The organism is Nocardia sp. CDC159 (assembly GCF_023740735.1).
Classification (GTDB): domain Bacteria; phylum Actinomycetota; class Actinomycetes; order Mycobacteriales; family Mycobacteriaceae; genus Nocardia; species Nocardia pulmonis.
The window spans coordinates 658,051-675,041 of record NZ_JAMRXH010000002.1; the positions used below are offsets into that span (position 1 = coordinate 658,051).

17 protein-coding genes and 1 riboswitch are annotated in these 16,991 nt (G+C 69.2%); of the genes, 3 read left to right on the top strand and 14 right to left on the bottom strand.

The features are described 5' to 3' along the window. Nucleotides 1-50: 50 nt before the first annotated feature. From NDR87_RS06845 to NDR87_RS06870, 6 genes are read right to left on the bottom strand one after another with little or no spacing between them, the layout of a single operon-like run. Complete coding sequence (locus NDR87_RS06845; protein ID WP_251909566.1) at nt 51-866, bottom strand: ABC transporter permease; 816 nt, start codon at nt 864-866, stop codon at nt 51-53. Further along, nucleotides 867-1,817 carry an ABC transporter permease gene (locus NDR87_RS06850; RefSeq protein WP_251909564.1) on the bottom strand — a complete coding sequence of 317 codons (951 nt, stop codon included), beginning with the start codon at nt 1,815-1,817 and terminating at the stop codon, nt 867-869. It lies immediately after the preceding gene. Between the two features lie 4 nt (nt 1,818-1,821). After that, the gene (locus tag NDR87_RS06855) at nt 1,822-3,429 is read right to left on the bottom strand and encodes an ABC transporter substrate-binding protein (protein WP_251909562.1); all 1,608 of its coding nucleotides are present in this window, start codon (nt 3,427-3,429) and stop codon (nt 1,822-1,824) included. Beyond that, on the bottom strand, nt 3,426-4,499 hold the full coding sequence (locus NDR87_RS06860; RefSeq protein WP_251909561.1) for an LLM class flavin-dependent oxidoreductase: 1,074 nt from the start codon (nt 4,497-4,499) through the stop codon (nt 3,426-3,428). The genes NDR87_RS06855 and NDR87_RS06860 overlap by 4 nt, the downstream gene beginning before the upstream one ends. A gap of 33 nt (nt 4,500-4,532) precedes the next feature. Then, nucleotides 4,533-5,297: an amino acid ABC transporter ATP-binding protein gene (locus tag NDR87_RS06865; RefSeq protein ID WP_251909560.1), complete on the bottom strand. Its 765-nt coding sequence runs from the start codon at nt 5,295-5,297 to the stop codon at nt 4,533-4,535. Next, a complete protein-coding gene (locus NDR87_RS06870) occupies nt 5,294-6,235 on the bottom strand; it encodes an amino acid ABC transporter permease (protein ID WP_251909558.1) in 942 nt (313 codons plus the stop codon). Before NDR87_RS06870 ends, NDR87_RS06865 begins: the two co-directional genes overlap by 4 nt. A gap of 11 nt (nt 6,236-6,246) precedes the next feature. Next, nucleotides 6,247-6,340: riboswitch (SAM riboswitch) on the bottom strand. 154 nt (nt 6,341-6,494) lie between these two features. Here NDR87_RS06870 and NDR87_RS06875 point away from each other — a divergent pair. Continuing rightward, nucleotides 6,495-7,355, top strand: coding sequence for an SDR family oxidoreductase (locus NDR87_RS06875; protein WP_251909557.1), 861 nt, complete (start codon nt 6,495-6,497; stop codon nt 7,353-7,355). 15 nt (nt 7,356-7,370) lie between these two features. On the opposite strand, the gene NDR87_RS06880 is transcribed toward NDR87_RS06875, so the two are convergent. Beyond that, nucleotides 7,371-7,994 carry a hypothetical protein gene (locus NDR87_RS06880; protein WP_251909555.1) on the bottom strand — a complete coding sequence of 208 codons (624 nt, stop codon included), beginning with the start codon at nt 7,992-7,994 and terminating at the stop codon, nt 7,371-7,373. Nucleotides 7,995-8,191: 197 nt separating this feature from the next. Here NDR87_RS06880 and NDR87_RS06885 point away from each other — a divergent pair, with 197 nt between their 5' ends. Together NDR87_RS06885 and NDR87_RS06890 are read left to right on the top strand one after the other, a co-directional pair. Then, the gene (locus tag NDR87_RS06885) at nt 8,192-8,788 is read left to right on the top strand and encodes a hypothetical protein (protein WP_251909553.1); all 597 of its coding nucleotides are present in this window, start codon (nt 8,192-8,194) and stop codon (nt 8,786-8,788) included. An 87-nt stretch (nt 8,789-8,875) separates the two neighbouring features. Continuing rightward, the gene (locus tag NDR87_RS06890; RefSeq protein WP_251909552.1) at nt 8,876-9,517 is read left to right on the top strand and encodes a hypothetical protein; all 642 of its coding nucleotides are present in this window, start codon (nt 8,876-8,878) and stop codon (nt 9,515-9,517) included. 4 nt (nt 9,518-9,521) lie between these two features. Here NDR87_RS06890 and NDR87_RS06895 read toward each other — a convergent pair whose 3' ends face one another. The 7 genes from NDR87_RS06895 to NDR87_RS06925 all read right to left on the bottom strand — a co-directional run bounded on the left by NDR87_RS06895 (nt 9,522) and on the right by NDR87_RS06925 (nt 16,729). Beyond that, a complete protein-coding gene (locus NDR87_RS06895; RefSeq protein WP_251909550.1) occupies nt 9,522-9,689 on the bottom strand; it encodes a hypothetical protein in 168 nt (55 codons plus the stop codon). Beyond that, nucleotides 9,676-10,194: a flavin reductase family protein gene (locus NDR87_RS06900; protein WP_251909549.1), complete on the bottom strand. Its 519-nt coding sequence runs from the start codon at nt 10,192-10,194 to the stop codon at nt 9,676-9,678. Before NDR87_RS06900 ends, NDR87_RS06895 begins: the two co-directional genes overlap by 14 nt. A gap of 16 nt (nt 10,195-10,210) precedes the next feature. Beyond that, entirely contained in the window at nt 10,211-11,428 is a 1,218-nt protein-coding gene (locus tag NDR87_RS06905) for an SfnB family sulfur acquisition oxidoreductase (RefSeq protein ID WP_251909547.1), read from the bottom strand. After that, entirely contained in the window at nt 11,425-12,546 is a 1,122-nt protein-coding gene (gene sfnG, locus NDR87_RS06910; RefSeq protein WP_251909545.1) for a dimethylsulfone monooxygenase SfnG, read from the bottom strand. The genes NDR87_RS06905 and sfnG overlap by 4 nt, the downstream gene beginning before the upstream one ends. 94 nt (nt 12,547-12,640) lie before the next feature. Beyond that, nucleotides 12,641-14,014: a styrene monooxygenase/indole monooxygenase family protein gene (locus NDR87_RS06915; RefSeq protein WP_251909544.1), complete on the bottom strand. Its 1,374-nt coding sequence runs from the start codon at nt 14,012-14,014 to the stop codon at nt 12,641-12,643. 67 nt (nt 14,015-14,081) lie between these two features. Next, the gene (locus NDR87_RS06920) at nt 14,082-15,512 is read right to left on the bottom strand and encodes an LLM class flavin-dependent oxidoreductase (RefSeq protein ID WP_251909542.1); all 1,431 of its coding nucleotides are present in this window, start codon (nt 15,510-15,512) and stop codon (nt 14,082-14,084) included. After that, nucleotides 15,512-16,729, bottom strand: a complete 1,218-nt coding sequence (locus NDR87_RS06925) for an acyl-CoA dehydrogenase family protein (protein ID WP_251909540.1) — start codon at nt 16,727-16,729, stop codon at nt 15,512-15,514. Before NDR87_RS06925 ends, NDR87_RS06920 begins: the two co-directional genes overlap by 1 nt. Nucleotides 16,730-16,991 lie beyond the last annotated feature (262 nt).

Sequence of the window (16,991 nt, forward strand, 5' to 3'; positions counted from 1 at the left end):
CCAGGCGCCCGCAGGGGGTGCGAAGCGCGAGAAGGGGTGCGGCTGGCGGTTCATCGGGCGCCGTCCTGGCCCAGGGCGCGGGCGAGGCGCTGCGCGGAGAGGACGACGGCGACGATGACCAGGCCCGGCAGGGTCGTCATCCACCAGGAGGTGGCCAGGAAGTTGCGGCCCTCGGCGATCAGCGAACCCCATTCCGGGGTGGGCGGTACCGCACCGTAGCCGAGGAAGCTCAGCGACGAGACCGCCAGCACCGCCACCCCGAATTCGACCGCGGCAAGGGCCGTGACGGGGGCATAGGCATTGCGCAGCACATGGCGCAGCAGGACGGTCGGCCAGCGCACGCCCGCGGCGAACGCGGCCTCCACATAGGGCGCGCGCCGCACCCGCAGCACCTCCGCGCGCATCACCCGGGCGAAGCGCGCCACCAGCGCGATGCCGACGGCCAGGGCCACATTGCGGGTGCCGAAGCCGAGCACGGTCACCAGTGCCAGCGCGGTCAGCAGTTCCGGGACGGACAGCAGCACGTCCACCACCCGCATGATCGCCGCATCCAGCACGCCGCCGATCGATCCCGCGACCAGGCCGATGAGCGAGCCCACCACCAGGCCGATCAGCACCGCGGCGACCGTGGCGGTCAGCGACAGCGCGGCCGCGTGCACCACCCGTGTGTAGATGTCGCGGCCGAGATTGTCGGTGCCGAACCAGTGCCGCGCACTGGGACCGCGCAGTTTCTCCGCGGGCACCCCTGCCAGCGGATCGCGGCCCGCGAACACCGCCGGCACCGCCGCCCAGCCGAGTACCAGTAGCAGCACGAGCACCGACAGAGCGAGGAAGACATTGGCGCGCAGCGCCACCGCGGCTGTCATCTATGCCCCTCCGATCCGATTGCCCCGCACGATCCGCGGATCGAACAGGGGAAGCACCAGGTCCACGACCAGATTCACCACCACGAAGACCAGCGCGCTGCAGACGACGATGCCCTGCACCACCGGGATGTCCTGGTCCAGCACCGCGGTCTGGGTGAGCCGCCCGATCCCGGCGCGGGAGAACACCGTCTCCACGACCACCGATCCGGCCAGTACGGTCCCGACCCACACCCCGGCGATGGTCAGCGCCGGAGCCAGCGCGGGGCGCAGCACATGCCGCGCTTGCACCCAGCGCCGCGACGCGCCCTTGGCGAAGGCCACCGCCACGAACGGCTGCCGCCAGGTCTGGATCAGGCTGCTGTAGAGCACCTGGGCGATCACCGCGCCGACCGGAACGGCCAGCGTGATCGCCGGTAGCACGGCGCCTTCGAAGCCGGTTCCGCCGAAGGCGGGGAACAGCCGCAGCCGGAACGAGAACAGCTGCAACAGCAGCAGCCCCACCCAGAACGTCGGCGCGGCGGCCCCCATCGGCGGCAGCGCGGTCAACAGTCCACGCAGCCAGCGTCTTTCGGTATAGGCGGCGGTCACCGCCAGCACACCGCCGAAGCCCACCGCGAGCAGCAGCGTCAGCGCGGCCAGGCCGAGGGTGGACGGCAGCGCCGCACCGATCGCACCCGTCACGGACTGCCCGGTCCCGATCGACCGGCCCAGATCGCCGCGCACGGCGTGCGCGAGTGCGGTCCAATACTGTTGCCACACCGGCTGATCCAGCCCGTAGCGGGCCCGCATCTCGGCGATCGCGGCCGGATCGACGGGTGTGCCCGGAGTGGCGTTCGCGGCCAGTTCCACCGGATCGCCGGGTAGCAGGTAGAGCACGGCGAACGAGACGGTGAACGCCGCCCACAGCACGGCCACGGCCTGCAACACCCGGACGATCGCATAGCGGGTCACGCCATCACCGCCCGGTCAGCCAGGCGTCGTGGAACTGCAACCGCCCCGACGCCTCGAACTTCAGATCCGCCACGGTATCGGCCGCGCCGATCGCCTGCGACAGTTCGGTCGTGGGAATCCACAGTCCCTCGTCGAGCACCAGCCGCTGCGCCTGCCCGATCAGCTCGGCCCGCGCGGCGGCGTCGGTGGCCGCCACCTCGGCGGCGAGCACCTGGTCCAGCGGCGGAATCGGGCTGCGCGCGTTGAGGTTTCGCTGATCGAGGCCGAAGGTGGTGCGCAGGATGTCGCCGTCGGCCCGGGTGGTGTTGTAGTAGGTGACGTCGTAGTCGCGGGTGTTCTGCCGGGCGGTCGCCTCGTTCTGGGCGACCAGATCCAGCCGCAGATCGATGCCGACCTTGCGCACCTGCTGCTGCACCAGCTCCAGAATGGCCTGATTGCCCGCGAAGACCGCGCTTAACAGCACCCCGAACGACAGCCGCTGACCGCCCCGCACCCGGATGCCGTCCGGGCCGGGCCGCCAGCCCGCCGCGTCCAGGGTGCGCCGCGCCGCCTCCGGGTCGTAGCCGAGTTGAGCGGACAGGTCCACATGGCCGGGCGTACTGCTGGCCAGGGTGCTGGTGGCAGGTTTGAATCGCGGGCCGAGCACCGTATCGACCAGCTCCTTGCGATCGATCGCGGTGCGCAGCGCGGTACGGACGGCCGGATCGCGTAGCGGTCCGCGAGTCACATTGGGCTGCAGGCCGAATGGGATGCCCGGATTGGCGAAGAACAGCACCCGGCCCCCGGCAGCCTCGATCTGCGGCACGTCCTGCGGCAGCGCGTCGCTCACCGCGTCGAGCTGTCCGGAGGACAGGCTGCCGGTCCGCACACCCGATTCCGGGACGACGGTGAAGGCGATGCGGTCCAGATAGGCGTCGCCGTGGTTGGCGAAAACGGGCGAGCCCCAGCGGTATCCGGTGCGCTTGGCCAGCGTCACCGAGGCGCCCTGCTTGTACTCGGCGTAGGTGAACGGACCGCTGCCGATATTCGTGCCCAGGCAGCGGTCGTCGGCGGACTTCGCGGTGTCGGCGTCGGAGAGTATGCCCAGCTGCGGGGTCGAGGCCGCCTGCAGGAATTGCGCATTGGGCGCGGCGAACTCGACCCGGGCGGTCCGCGGGTCCACGACCGTCGTGCCGGTGTAACCCGCCAGATAGCTGGCCGCCAGCGACGCCTTGCTCCCGCCGAGGGTGTGCACGATGGCATCGAAGTTCTTGCGCACCGAATCGGCGGTCAGCGGCGTGCCGTCACTGAAGGTGATGCCCTCGCGCAGCCGGAAGGTGAAGCTGCGCGCCTCGGGTCCGATGGTCCAGCCCTCGGCCAGCCAGGGCTCGATCTCACCCGTCGCGGGATCCTGATCGACCAGCGAATCCACGATCTGCCGGGTCACGTAGATGGTCTGATTGGTGCCGGACTGCGCGGGATCGGAGCAGGTCGGCGGCAGGGACAGGCCGTAGCGCAGGGTGCCGCCGGACCGCGGCGGCCCGGCGGCATCGCCTCCGGCGGTGTCCGCGCCGCACGCCGCCAGCGAGACGGTCGCGGCGAGGGCGCCGAGCAGGGCCAGCGGTCGTTTCATCGGGTGGACCCTTCGCTGAGATGTCGGTGCGCGCCCAGGGGGCGGCTCGGAATGCGACGGCGCAGTTCCGGGGCGACCTCGGCCTGGAACAGCTCGAGGCTTTCGCGATGCTGTTTGTCGGTGAGCCCGTCGCCGTCGGCGGCGAGGTGGATCACCTCGTGGCCGAGTGCCTCGTGATAGCGCTCGACCTTCTCGAGCACCTGCCGCGGACTGCCGATCAGCGCGGAGCTGCGCTCGGCAAAATCCTCGAGGGTGGGAAAGACGATGGGCAGGTTGTGCTTTCGGGCGATCGCGCGCCGCGCCTCGAAGATCGGCCGGTAGGCGGCGAGCGCGTCCTGGGAATCTCGGGTGAGGTAGAAACCGGCGGTGCCCGCACCGACCAGCGCCTGGGCCGGATCGTGCCCGTGCGCGACCCAGCGCTCGCGGTAGTGCGCGATCAGCTCCGCGTACGGCTCGACCGGATGGGTGACGTTGGCCGAGAACACCGGATCACCGTGCCGCGCGGCCAATTCCACCGACTCGCGGCTGGTGGCGCTGCCGTGCCAGATCCGCAGGCGCGGCTGCAGCGGTCGCGGCAGGGCCTTGGCCTCGGTCAGCGGCGGCCGGAATCTCCCACTCCAGGTGACCGATTCGTGCTCCCACAGCAGCCGCAGCAGTTCGTAGCCCTCGCTGTTGCGCGCCCACTGGTCCTCGGTGGTGACACCGAACAGCTTCGCCTGCGCCGCACCGTTGCCCTTGCCGATGATCAGCTCGAGCCGACCACCGGACAGATTGTCCAGCGTCGAATAGTCCTCGAACGCCCGCACCGGATCCAGCAGGCTCAGCGTGGTGACGCCGGTGAACAGCGCGATCGTCGAGGTCACCGCCGCGATGTGGCCGAGCACCACCGGCGGCGCGGAGGAGATGAACGGATCCTCGTGCCGCTCGCCCACGGCGAATCCGTCGTAGCCCAGTTCCTCGGCGAGGCGAGCGCTGTCGACCGCGCGCCGCAGCCGCCGCGCCGGGGACTCGACCGCGCCGGTGACCGGGTCGGGCTGGTGGGTAATCAGGGTCAGCAGCAGGAATTTCATATCTCTCGTTCGGGTCGTGGCGGACCGAACCGCTCAGAGCACATGCGCGAGAAAGGCTTTGGTGCGCGGATGGGTCGGGTTGTCGAGCACCTGCTCCGGCGGGCCCTGCTCGACGATCGCGCCCTCGTCCAGCAGCACCACGGTGTCGGCCACCTCGCGGGCGAAACCGATCTCGTGGGTGACGATCACCAGCGTCGCCCCGTCGCGCGCCAGCGCCCGGATCACGTCGAGTACCTCGCCGACCAGCTCCGGATCCAGTGCGGAGGTCGGCTCGTCGAACAGCACCACCTGCGGCCGCAGCGCCAGCGCCCGGGCGATCGCGACCCGCTGCTGCTGGCCACCGGACAGCCGCCGTGGATACTCCCGCACCCGATCGGCCAACCCCACGCGCGCCAGCAGTTCCAGTGCCTCGGCCTCGACCTCGGCGCGCGGCCGACGCTGCGCCGAGATCGGTGCCAGCGCAACGTTTTCCAGCACGGTCAGATGCGGGAACAGATTGAAGCTCTGGAAGACGAAGCCGATACGCGAGCGCTGCCGCAGGATCTCCCGCTCGCTGAGTTCGTGCAGTTTGGCGCCCTTGCGGCGATAGCCGACCAGTTCTCCGGCGACCCGCACGGTCCCGGCATCGATCTGCTCCAGATGATTGATGGTCCGCAGCAGGGTCGACTTGCCCGAGCCCGAGGGGCCCAGGATCACCGTCACCTCGCCTGGACGCACCGCCAGATCGACTCCGCGCAGCACCGGGTGCGCACCGAACTGCTTTCGCACACCCCGTAATTCGACCGCGTACTCGCTCATCGGCGCTCCCCTGTGATCTCGGCGATCTTGCCGCGCACGCGCTGCCACGGCGTCGGCGGCACGTCACGCACAGTGCCCTTGGCGAAGTGACGCTCGATGTAGTACTGCACCACGGTCAGCACGCTGGTGAGCACGATGTACCAGACCGTCGCCACCATCAGCAGCGGCACCACCCGACCATTGCGGCCGTAGATCACCTGCACCTGGTAGAAAAGCTCCGCGATCGCCAGCACCGATACGATCGAGGTGCCCTTGAACAGACTGATCACCTCGTTGGCGGCATTGGGCAGAATGCCGCGCATGGCCTGCGGGGCGACGATGGTGAAGAACTGCCGCCGCCAGGGCAGGCCCAGCGATTTGGCCGCCTCCAGCTGACCCGGATCCACGGAAATGATTCCGGCGCGGATGATCTCGGCCGAATACGCCGCCTGATGCAGCGCCAGGCCGATCACCGCGGCGGTGAAGCCGCCGATTACGCCGTTCACCTCGAAGCTGAAAAACTCCGGGCCGAACGGGATTCCGATCGACAGCCGCGGGTACAGATAGGCGATGTTGAACCAGAACAGCAGCTGCACGATCAGCGGAATCGACCGGAACGCCCACACGTAAGTCCACGAAATCACTTGCAGCACCGGTATTTTCGACAGCCGCGCCACGGCCAGCCAGCCGCCCAGCAGAAAGCCGAACAGCGTCCCCCAGCAGGTGAGCTCCACGGTCAGCCGCAGTGCCTCCAGCACTGAGCGGGCGGTGAAGTATTTGGCGAAAGTCGGCCAGTCCCAACCGGGATTGGTGATCAGGCCGTGTGCGAACTGGGCCACCAGCACCAGCGCGACGGCGCCGATCAGCCAGCGCCACGGATGCCGGGCACGCGCGACCGGAAGGGCGTCCTCGACCACCTCGGCGGTGGCGGAGGGATCGATAGCGGCCACTGTGGTCATGAAATCGCGATCCTCCATCGGTCCCGGCGGTAGCACCCGCACCCGGCTCACGGGGGGTTGCTGCGGTCTCGTCGAGCCAGGTCTCTCAACCGCTCTGGATGGGCGAATTCGAACGTATCGGGCATGCAACAACATGTCTGCCGTCCCGATCAGCGTGAATTGAACTGTTGGCAGGGCTTTTTCCCGTTCCCCGGCGGAGAATCCGCCCGGCCGCACCGCAATGTGTACAACCTTGTTCGCAATAGCTAGGGTGACATTCATGAAGGATCTGACCGGCCGGAAGTGCCTCATCACAGGCGCGGCCAGCGGGATCGGCCGGGCCACCGCCCTGGCCGCCGCCCGCGCGGGCACGCGCCTGGTGCTCACCGACATCGCCGCCGTCGGGCTCGCCGAAACCGTGGAACTCGTGCGCGCGGGCGGCGGGGAGGTGCTCGACGCGACACCCTTGGACGTCTCCGACTACGACGCGGTCACCGCCTGGGCGAAGCGGGTGCACGACGAGCACGGCAGCCTGGACGTGGTCATGAATATCGCGGGTATCTCCGCCTGGGGCACGGTCGAGAATCTCGAACATCGGCACTGGCGGTCGATGGTCGAGGTGAATCTCATGGGCCCCATTCACATCATCGAGAACTTCCTGCCGCCGATGGTGCGGGCCGGGCGGGGTGGACATCTGGTGAACGTATCCTCGGCCGCGGGCCTGATCGCACTGCCCTGGCATGCCGCCTACAGCGCGGCCAAGTTCGGGCTGTGCGGCATTTCGGAGGTGCTGCGCTTCGATCTGGAGCGGCACGGCATCGGCGTGAGTCTGGTGGTTCCGGGCGCGGTGCGTACGCCGCTGGTCGACACGGCACAGATCGTCGGCGTCGATCCGGACGATCCGCGCCTGCGGAGGTTGCGCGCGGACTTCGCCGGGCGGGCCGCGACGCCGGAACAGGTCGCGGATCGAATCATTGCCGGTGTCAGGCGCAATCGCTATCTCGTGCACACCTCGACCGACATCCGCATCGCCTACTGGTTCGCCCGCAAGTTCGCCTGGCCCTACGAGCAGGTGGTGCGGTATGCGAGTCGGCAGTTCAGCAAGCTGCTTCCGGCCCAGGGCAGTTCGGTCGGCCGGTGAGTCCGGGCGCGTTGTTCACCGGGTGCTGACGCACACCACGAAGTTCCGCTGACCGTAGACGACACCGCGGTCCGCGGCCGAGCAGGTGTTCACGTCGGTGGTGCCCGCCCGGATGTCCAGCACCCGCACCCGGCCCGGGGCCGCGCAGTCCACCGCCCGCGGCGCTGCGCCGGCCAGGTCGACGCAGCTGCCAACCACCCAGTTGATGTCCAGGCACAGCTGTTCCCGCGCCCCGCCCGGCAGGCTGCGCGAATAGGTGCGATCGGCATCGCCGGGGCATTGGGCCTGCGCCGGGGTGCGATCGGCGACACGGTAGCCCGAACCCGCGGCGCAGGCGGTCTTCTCGATCGCGGACTCGTCGAGGGCCACGCAATCGCCCACCGCCACTTCGACAGCCGGATGGCCCTGATCCGCGCCCTTGTTCAGCATCATCGGGGCGGCGGGCGGCGGGGGCGGCTCGGGCAGCGCGACGGCCGTGGTCGCCCGTGCCGACCGGGTTGTGGTGGCGGGGCTTTCGGCCTGCCCGCCACCGTCACCGCCGAACGAGAGCACGGCCCCGAACAGACAGGCGAAGGCGAGCGCCGCGGCAACGACGCAGCCCGCCAAGGTGATTCCGGCCTGAACTCGTCGCCGTGCCACATCCCGTCCTTTCCCGCAAACACCGAAATGCATACACCACGCGATACCGGCGAGTCGAATTGTGAACTTGTCGATTTTCATCCCGGATATCTTGGTCGAGTGACTAGGTCACGATAGGACAACGATGATCGGCAATGTCTGGCCGATCGCGTTCGCGGACAGCAATGTTCGATCGCTGTCGCGAAAGGAAACACCTGATGAAGTTCGGCACGTTTGCCGCCACCGCATTCGGAACCATCGCCGCGCTCGGAATGGGCGCGGGAATCGTGCATGCCGATCCCCCGTCGGCGGAAATCGCCGCCGCCGGAATGGATCACGAAATCGCCTACCGCACCGTGCTCACCGATTCCTCGCGCGTCTCGACCACCACCGTCGCGGGCGGGCGATTCACCACCACCGAGGACCGGATCGTGCTGCGCTCGGACGCGGGCACGGTGCTCACCGAGATACCGCTGACCTATCGAGTGCGCGGCACGCTCGTGCGGGTGTCCCAGCGGATTTCCGACGACGGCCACCGCCTCGAACTCGAACCGCGGGTGAGCGCCCGTGAGATCGGCGAAATGCAACCGGTCAGCTCGATGGCCCGCCTGACCGATGAATTGAACCGCAATGTGGTCGGCCTGGTCGCCGGAGGCGTCCTCGGCGGCCTGCTCGGCACCATCCTCGGGATGGGCTTCTTCAGCCTTTTGACCGGCCCGATCGGGCTGGTCGTCGGCGCGGTCGCGGGTGCGTACATCACCGGCGGGCAATCGTTCGCCGACGCGGTCGCCGCAGTGCTGAACGGCGAACCCTGAGAATCAGCGCTTGCGGGCCGGTCGGATTCGTGGCTCAATCCGAGGGGGCGGCCTTTCGCCCCGACGTACCGACCTGGGGGCCTGTGGATGACCAGGGAATCGCACCGGTGGGTGCGGACCGCCGACGCGGACATGGTCGAACTGCGGGATCTGGTGTCGGGCCGCGCGGTTCGGATCGGGCGGCCCGATGTGGACGATCTGCCGGGTGGATTCCTGATCGAGATCGAGGCACTGGTGTTCCGGTGGGTGAATCTCGATACCCACGACGAGGCCGAGACCGAATTGGAGACGCGGCGCGAGCCGCTGCACACGCTGCGGGCGCTCAGCTGGCTGTGCGCCCTGTGGGCGGTGGTGTGCGAGACCCGGCTGGGCAAACCCGCCGATGACATCATCCGCGATCTCGACTACCGGGGCGGGTGGCGGCGCATCCGCACCGAGAACGAGGCACGGATCTGGGCCGGGCTCACCCAGCGGGTGCGGATCGGCGCGCTGGCCGCGCTCACGGAGGATCCCCGGGCGGCATCGGACTACCGGCGAGCCTGCACCGAACCACCCGATGTGGCCCCGATGCTGATCCGGCACACGCTGATTCATCTGGACGGCTTCAGCCAGGACATGTACCGCCACGACATCGAGGCGCGCGGACTGGCCGCCGCGGTGGTCGAGCACACCAGCCCCAGCCCGGGGACGCGGCGGCGGCTGTGTTTCCGGCCGTCGCATCCGCTGTGAGTGGTTACAGCGACGCGGGCCCGATCACCGAGCCGATCCACTCCGAATTCACCCACGACCAGCGGTCGCCCGGATCTCGACGGGCGGCCTGGTCGGCCTGCCAGTTGTCGATCCAGCGCCGCAGGTCGGCGGCGAAAAGCGCACGCAGCGAGCGTGTTTCACCGTGCTCCATGGAGTACCTCCTCGGGGTGCAGGCGGCGGAAGCGGCTGCCGTGGAAGACCAGCGGATCGATATCGGCGCGGGTGGCCAGCCGGTGGATGCGCAGGATCACGACCCGGTGGTCACCCGCGGGCACCTGCGTCTGGACGCTGCCCTCGATCCAGGCCGAGGCGCCGTCGACGAACAGGGCGTGCCCCGTGCCGCGATGCAGGCGCAGGCCCGAGAAGCGGTCGCCGGTGCGGGAACCCAGCGAGCGAGCGGCCCCCTCCTGATCCAGTCCGAGCAGGCTCAGGCCCAGGTGGCTGGCATCGGCCAGGCGTGGCCAGGTGCCGGAGCCGTTCTGCACGCAGAACGACACCAGCGGCGGATCCAGCGATACCGGGACGAAGGTGCTGACCGCCAATCCGTGGGCGGCGCCCTCGATTTCGGCGCACACCGCCACCACTCCGCTCGGGAAGGCCGCGAAGGCCCGGCGCAGGCCCGCACCGTCGGCGGGGATCTCGGTCAGCTCGGCCATGTGTTCGCCCTCCGATCTAGATGACACCGTGCAGCGGGGGTGGCGTTCCGTGCAGGAGCGTGCGGCCGATGTGCTGGAACTTCCACCGCACCGGGTCGTGCAGCGTGTGCGTGCGGGCATTGCGCCAGAAGTGGTCCAGGTTGAGATCCGCGGCCGCGCTGCGGGTTCCGCCGACCTCGAACAGCGCCGCGGCGACCTCGTTCGCGGCCCGGTCGGCGGCGATCTTGGCGGTCGCGACCGCGAGCGAGGCCGCGGCCACGGTATCGGCCGCCGCGGAGTCGGTGGCGAGGTCGACGGCCGATCCGGCCGCCACCAGCGTCGCCTCGGCCGTGGCGACCGCGACGGCCAGTTCACCGAAACGCTGAACGAGCAGGGGATCGTCGATCGCGCGCTCGACCCCGGCCTCGAACCACGGCCGACTGTGCGCGCGCACGAATTGCGTTGCGGCCGTGAGCGCACCGCGCGCGATGCCGGTATCGATGGCGGCGTGCAGCAGCTGCGCGAACGCGCCGTAGCCGGTCGGCGCGCGTACCGCGCCCGAGCGCTCGATCAGCTGCACGTCCTCGACGATCACACCGTCGAACCGCACCGTTCCACTTCCGGTCGTCCGCTGCCCCAGCGCATTCCAGTCGTCGGCGATCTCCACCCCGGCGGTATCGGCGGGCAGATACGCGATGTACTCCCCCGGCGCGAGACCGCCGTGCCCACCCGGATCGTCGAGGCGGGTGAGCACGGCGAGCAGATCGGCGAACAGCGAGCCCGTACAGTAGAACTTGCTGCCGTCTATGCGAAACCGCCTCTGCCCCAGCGGCTTCAGCGTGGTTCGCACCTCGGCGACGGTCGCGCCGCCGCGCTCGGACTGCGCATTGGCGATCCGCGCCCCGTCGAGCACCTGGGGCAAATACCGTCGCCGCTGCCCCTCGGATCCGGCCAGCCGCAACAGATTCAGATAGACGAAGTGGCTGTGCGGGATCTGCGCGATGTTCGGATCGGCGGTCGCGAGAATCCGCACGATCTCGGCCACCTCGCTCGCAGCGAGATCGGCTCCGCCGTAGCCGGCCGGAACAGTGACGGCCAGCAGCCCGCTGGCTGCCAGCCGATCCACCTCATCGAACGGCAACCGGCGCAACCGATCCCGCTCGGCGGCGTCGACCGCGAACTCCGACGCCAGCCGAGCGGCCACCTCGCGGGCCTGGGCGGCCGAGGTGATGCGTTGCGCCGTGACGGCGGTCATCGGCCTGCCGCCGCCGCGACCGGTTCGCGCTGCGCCTCCAGCTCGCGCACCAGCGGCAGCACCCGCTTGCCGAAATACTCGATCTCCTCCTGGAAGTGCAGGAACCCGCCCAGGATGAGGTCCACACCGAGGTCGCGATAGGCCACGATGCGCTCGGCGATCTGCTCGGGGGTGCCGATCAGCTGGGTGCGGAAGCCGTCGTTGTACTGCACCAGATCCTCGAAGGTGGAGTCGGCCCACATGCCCTTGCCGTCCTTGGTCGACGGCCCGGCCTGCTGCACAGCGTCCCGGAATCCCTGCACCGCGGGCTTGTTGGCCTTGGCGATGATCTCGCGCAGCGTCTCGCGGGCCTCCAGCTCGGTATCGCGGGCGATGATGAAGCCGTTGAGACCGAATTTGACCTCCCGGTCGTGCTGGCGGGCGACGGCGCGCACATCGTCCAGCTGCTCGGTGACGCCGTCGAAATCCTTGCCGTTGGAGAAGTACCAGTCGGCGTGGCGGCCGCCGTTGCGCCGCGCGGCGGTGGAGTTACCGCCCTGGAACAGTTCGGGATTCGGCCGCTCGGGGGTGTTGAGCGGCTTGGGCTTCAGGGTGAAGTCGCGGATGCGATAGAAGTCGCCCGCGAAGTTCACATTGTCCTCGGTCCAGATCTTGCGGATCACCTCGAGGAATTCCGCGCTGCGCCGGTACCGCTCGTCGTGCTCGAGCCAGGGCTCGCCCAGGGCCTGAAACTCCCCGGCGAACCAGCCGGAGACCACGTTGATGGCGAACCGGCCACCGGACAGATGGTCGGCGGTCGCGCCGAACTTGGCCAGCACGGCCGGATGCCACAGCCCCGGATGTACGGCCGCGATCACCTTCAGCCGCTCGGTCGCCCCCAGCAGCGCGAGGCTGAACGAGGTCGACTCGTGCTGATACTCCGCACCGTAGGAGGCGGTGTAGCGGACCTGCGACAGCGCGTATTCGAAGCCGTTGTTCTCCGCGGTCTGCGCCAGCTTCTTGTTGTACTCGAAGTCCCAGCTGGTGCGCTGCTCGATATCACTGGTGACCAGACCGCCGCTCACATTGGGCACCCAATAGGCGAACTTGATCCGGTCGGCGATTCTTTCGGTCGTCATCCCTACTCCGTTCGAGGCCGCCCCCGGTGCGTGTCTTCACTTCAGCAGCACGCAGGGCACGGCACGAGGTTTTGAATCGTTGCGATCGCATCGCTCAGGCCCGGGCGACCGCCGCGTCGTACCGCGACCGCTCGAACCGACCCGCCGGTTGGAACCGGGCCAGCAGTTCGGCCGCGTCCACGCCGGTCACCTCGGTGATGTAGGCGGCGGCGTCGGCGACCGTGCGGATGGGCAGGAACGGCTGCGGCCGGTGCAGCAGCCCCACCAGCGCCGACGCGAAGCGCGGATCGACCGCGGCCGTGGCGAAGAACTGGTTGCCGATATCGCCGAATTCGGGATCGCTGAGGAACAGCCGGGTCGCCTTGGCCGCCGCATCCGAACGGGCCGCCAGAAATTCGGCGTACTGCGTGCCGAGCCAGGCGGCGTCGAAGGGGCCCTCGTGCCGCGCCGCGGCCGCGACGAGGCGCTGGGCCTGGATGAGTCCGCTCTGCGCGCCCTGCCCCGCGATCGGATCGTAGGCCACGGCCGTATCGCCGATCGCGGCCACCGGATGCCCGCCGGGCGTCTCACCGACCCCGGCCCGCACGACCGGCCGCACCGCACCCTTCAGCCAGGAGTGCGGATCATCGGGAATGGGCTGCGTCGCGAGCACTTCCGGCAGATCCCAGTCGATGTAGTCGCGGTAGAGCTGCTGCACGATGCGGTGTGCGGATTCGGCGGAATCGGCCGCGGCGAACCGCTTCTCCCAGTCGCTGCCCGGTCGCGCCCAGCCCAGGAACGCCCAGGTCGGCCCGGCGTCCTTGTGCAGATAGGGGCCCCACCACGCCTCGCCCTGTTCGGCGAGGATGGAGAAGCCACTGTGCGCGCCGCCCTGTGGGCTGCGGTGCGCGAACACCTCTGGCCCGTAACCCAATCCGGTGACGGTCACGGTCAGCAGGCTGCGCTGCGGCGCGTCGTAGACCGTGCGCTGGGCATCGATCGGGAACAGCTCCGACAGCCCGCCGCGGCCGGTGGCGACCAGCGTCAGATCGTGCGACTCGGCGATGGCGTCCAGCTTTTCCAGATTCACCGCGTCGACGACGAAGCGACCACCGCGCTCCTGGAATGCGGTCAATCGCTCGTCGGCCTTGAGCCGGGTATCCACCGCAATTCCCACATAGCCCTCGAAATCGCCGTCGAATGCGATCAATTCGGCATTCTCCGGCCCGGCGATGCGCACGCTCAGCCCGGTGTGGTTCGGCGCCCGGTCGACGAAGGTGTCCAGCCCGAGCGCGGCCTCGGCGGCCTGCGCCTCGCCGAAGCCGAGCGCGGTGCCGGTGGCGGGGACGTCATCGCGCAGGGCGCGCTGATCTCGGTCGCTGTAGATCGTTACCTCGAATCCGGCGTCGAGCAGTCCGAGCGCGGCGGTGACGCCGGTTTGCCCGGCTCCGATGATGGCGGCTTTACGAGTCGAATTGTCGTTCGTCATAACGGAATACTGCTTCCGAATGGACCCACACCCGAGGGTTGGAATCACGGAGAATTCAGGTGAATATTCAGGATGCGGGAATCGCGGAACCCGGACGGGAGACCGAATCGGGCAATACCGTCGAGCCGGGCCCGCCGATCCGATAGCGCGCCCCGCGGTGGTTGTCCGGCAGCCGGTCGCCCGCACCGAACAACGCGTTGCGCAGCGTGCCCGGGGTGTATTCGGCCGGATACGCGCCGCGTTCGGTCAGCACCGGAACCACATGCCGCACAACATCCTCGAAGCTGCCCGGCGTGATCGCGTAGGCGAGGTTGAAACCGTCCACATCGGTCTCGTCCACCCATTCCTGCAGGGTGTCGGCGACGGTCGCGCCGGAGCCGACGAAAACCGGTCCCAGGCCGCCGATTCCGCCCCAGCGCGCGATATCCCGCACGGTCCACTCGCGACCGTCGTCGTCGAATTCCTGAAAGGCGGCGACGGCCGACTGGATGGCATTGCTCCGGACGTCGCCGATGGGGTCGTCCAGGTCGTAGCGGGACAGGTCGATGCCCATCCAGCCGGACATGAACACCAGTGCGCCCTCGGTGCTCGCGTAGGACAGGTATTCCTCGTGCTTGCGCGTGGCCGCCTCGTCGGTGGCGTCGGTGACGATCGTGGCCAGGGTGTAGATGCGTGCGTCGTAACGCCCGCGCCCGGCCGCTTCCAGTGCGTCGCGAATCCGCGTAACCGTTTGTGCCAAAACGCGTTTGGACGGTGCGCCGACGAAGATGGCCTCGGCGTTCTCGGCCGCGAACCGGGTGCCGCGCGGCGAGGCGCCCGCCTGATAGATGACCGGGGTGCGCTGCGGCGACGGCTCGGACAGGTGGATACCCGGCACCGTGTAATGCGTGCCGGAGTGCCCGATGTGATGCACCTTGGCCGGGTCCACGTAGATGCCCTGGGCCGCGTCGCGGACCACGGCGTCGTCCTCCCACGATCCCTCCCACAGCTTGTAGAGCACCTCCAGGTACTCGTCGGCCTGGTTGTAGCGCTCGTCGTGGTCGAGCTGGTCGGCCGCGCCGAAATTGCGTGCGGCCGAGGGCAGATAGCCCGTCACCACATTCCAGCCGATGCGACCGCCGGTGAGATGGTCGAGGGTGGACAGCCGCCGCGCGAACGGGTAGGGATGTTCGAAACCGGTGCCGGTGGTGATACCGAAGCCGAGATGCGTTGTCGCCGCGGCCATCGCGGTCACCAGCAGCAGCGGATCGGCCACCGGGATCTGCGCGCCCTGGCGCAGCGCGGCGATGTCGTTGCCGCCGTACACGTCGTAGGTGCCGAGCACGTCGGCGATGAAGATGCCGTCGAATCGCCCGCGTTCGAGCAGCCGCGCCAGCTCGGTCCAGTAGCTCAGCTCCTTGTACCGGTGGGACCGATCGTCCGGATGCCGCCACAGCCCGGGGGACTGATGAGCCACGCAGTTCATGTCGAACGCGTTGAACCGAATGCGCCGGGCCATTACGCGACCTCCTTCGGCGTGCGCTCCCCCGCGCTCCACGCGAACGGCAGCTCCGCGCCGTTGAGCAGGTGGTCACCGATCGCGCGGGCCTTCTGAATGGCCGGGTTGTGCACCGAGATGGTGCGGGCGTTGCGCCAGTGCCGATCCAGCCGCAGCCGCTCGGAGACGATCGACGCCCCGCCGAGTTCGAACAGCTGCGTCGTCGCCGCCAGCACGGTGTCGATCACGGTGAGCTGTGCCTGCGCGGCCGCGAGCTCCACCGCGACCAGGCCCGGCTCGTCCTTCGCACCGGCGGCCAGCACCTCGTCGAGCACATCGGCCACCGCCAGCACGCTCGCCCGCGCGGCGAACGCCGCCGCGGACAACCGGCCGATCACCTGTTGCACCAGCGGATCCTCGCGCGGCAGCCCGGCCGCGGAATGGGTGTAGCCCCGGGTTCGCGCGGAAACCCATTCCCGCGCATCGCTTTCCGCGCGCTTGGCGATGCCCGCCAGCACCGCCAGCTGAACCAGTTGCAGATAGCCGGTGGAATAGGTCGCCCCGGGCACGCCGTAGCCCGGCCCGAGAATGCGGTCCTCGGGCACCGCGACATCGGTGAATTCCGTTGTGCCGCTGGCGGTCAGGCGCTGACCGAAGCCGTCCCAGTCGTCGTGCTGACGCACCCCCTGGGCATCGGCGTCGACCAGCACGCCGACCCGATCGCCGTCGCGTTCGGCCGCGACCAGGATGTAGTCGGCGTAGAGCGAACCCGTGCTGTAGTACTTCACACCGCTGAGCAGCCAGCGCTCACCGTCGCGGGTCAGCCGCGTCCGATAGCGATCCACCGCACCCACGCCCGGTTCGGTGATGGCATTGCCCACCAGCACCCCACCGGCAATCGAGCGCAGCCAGCGCTCCCGGACCGGGCCGGGCTCGGCGAGCAGTTGGTCTTCCACGAACGACCAGTGCACGCGCAGCGCCTGCGGCAGATTCGATTCGGCCGCGGCCAGGTCGATGAGCAGCCGGAACAGCTGCCGCACGCTCGCGCCGTACCCGCCGAATTCGACCGGAACCCGCAGCGCGCCGAATTTGGCCTCGCGCAACCAGCCGACCTCCTCGTAGGGCAGGCGGCGATCGATCTCGCGATCGACCGCACCGGCGGCGATCCGGTCGAAGATGGGCCCGAAGACGGCATCGAGGTCCGCATCGGAGGTGGTGTGTGGAGCAGTCGAGGTCATACCCGACGATGGCTCGACCCGGCCGTTAGCTCACGGGTTAGGCGCAGCGGGATCGAAACACCCGCGCCGCCGCCGACCCGGGACGAGGGGATCGGCGGCGGCGCATGGGCGGTTTACTTCGGCGGAGCCGGAGCCGGAGTGAACGGTGCGTTGATGGTGGTGAAGTACTGCACCGCGGCGGCGATGGCGACGGGCGCGGTGATGAACAACTGCCCGGCCACGACGCCGAGAGCGCCGAGGCTGGTTCCACCGACCAGACAGC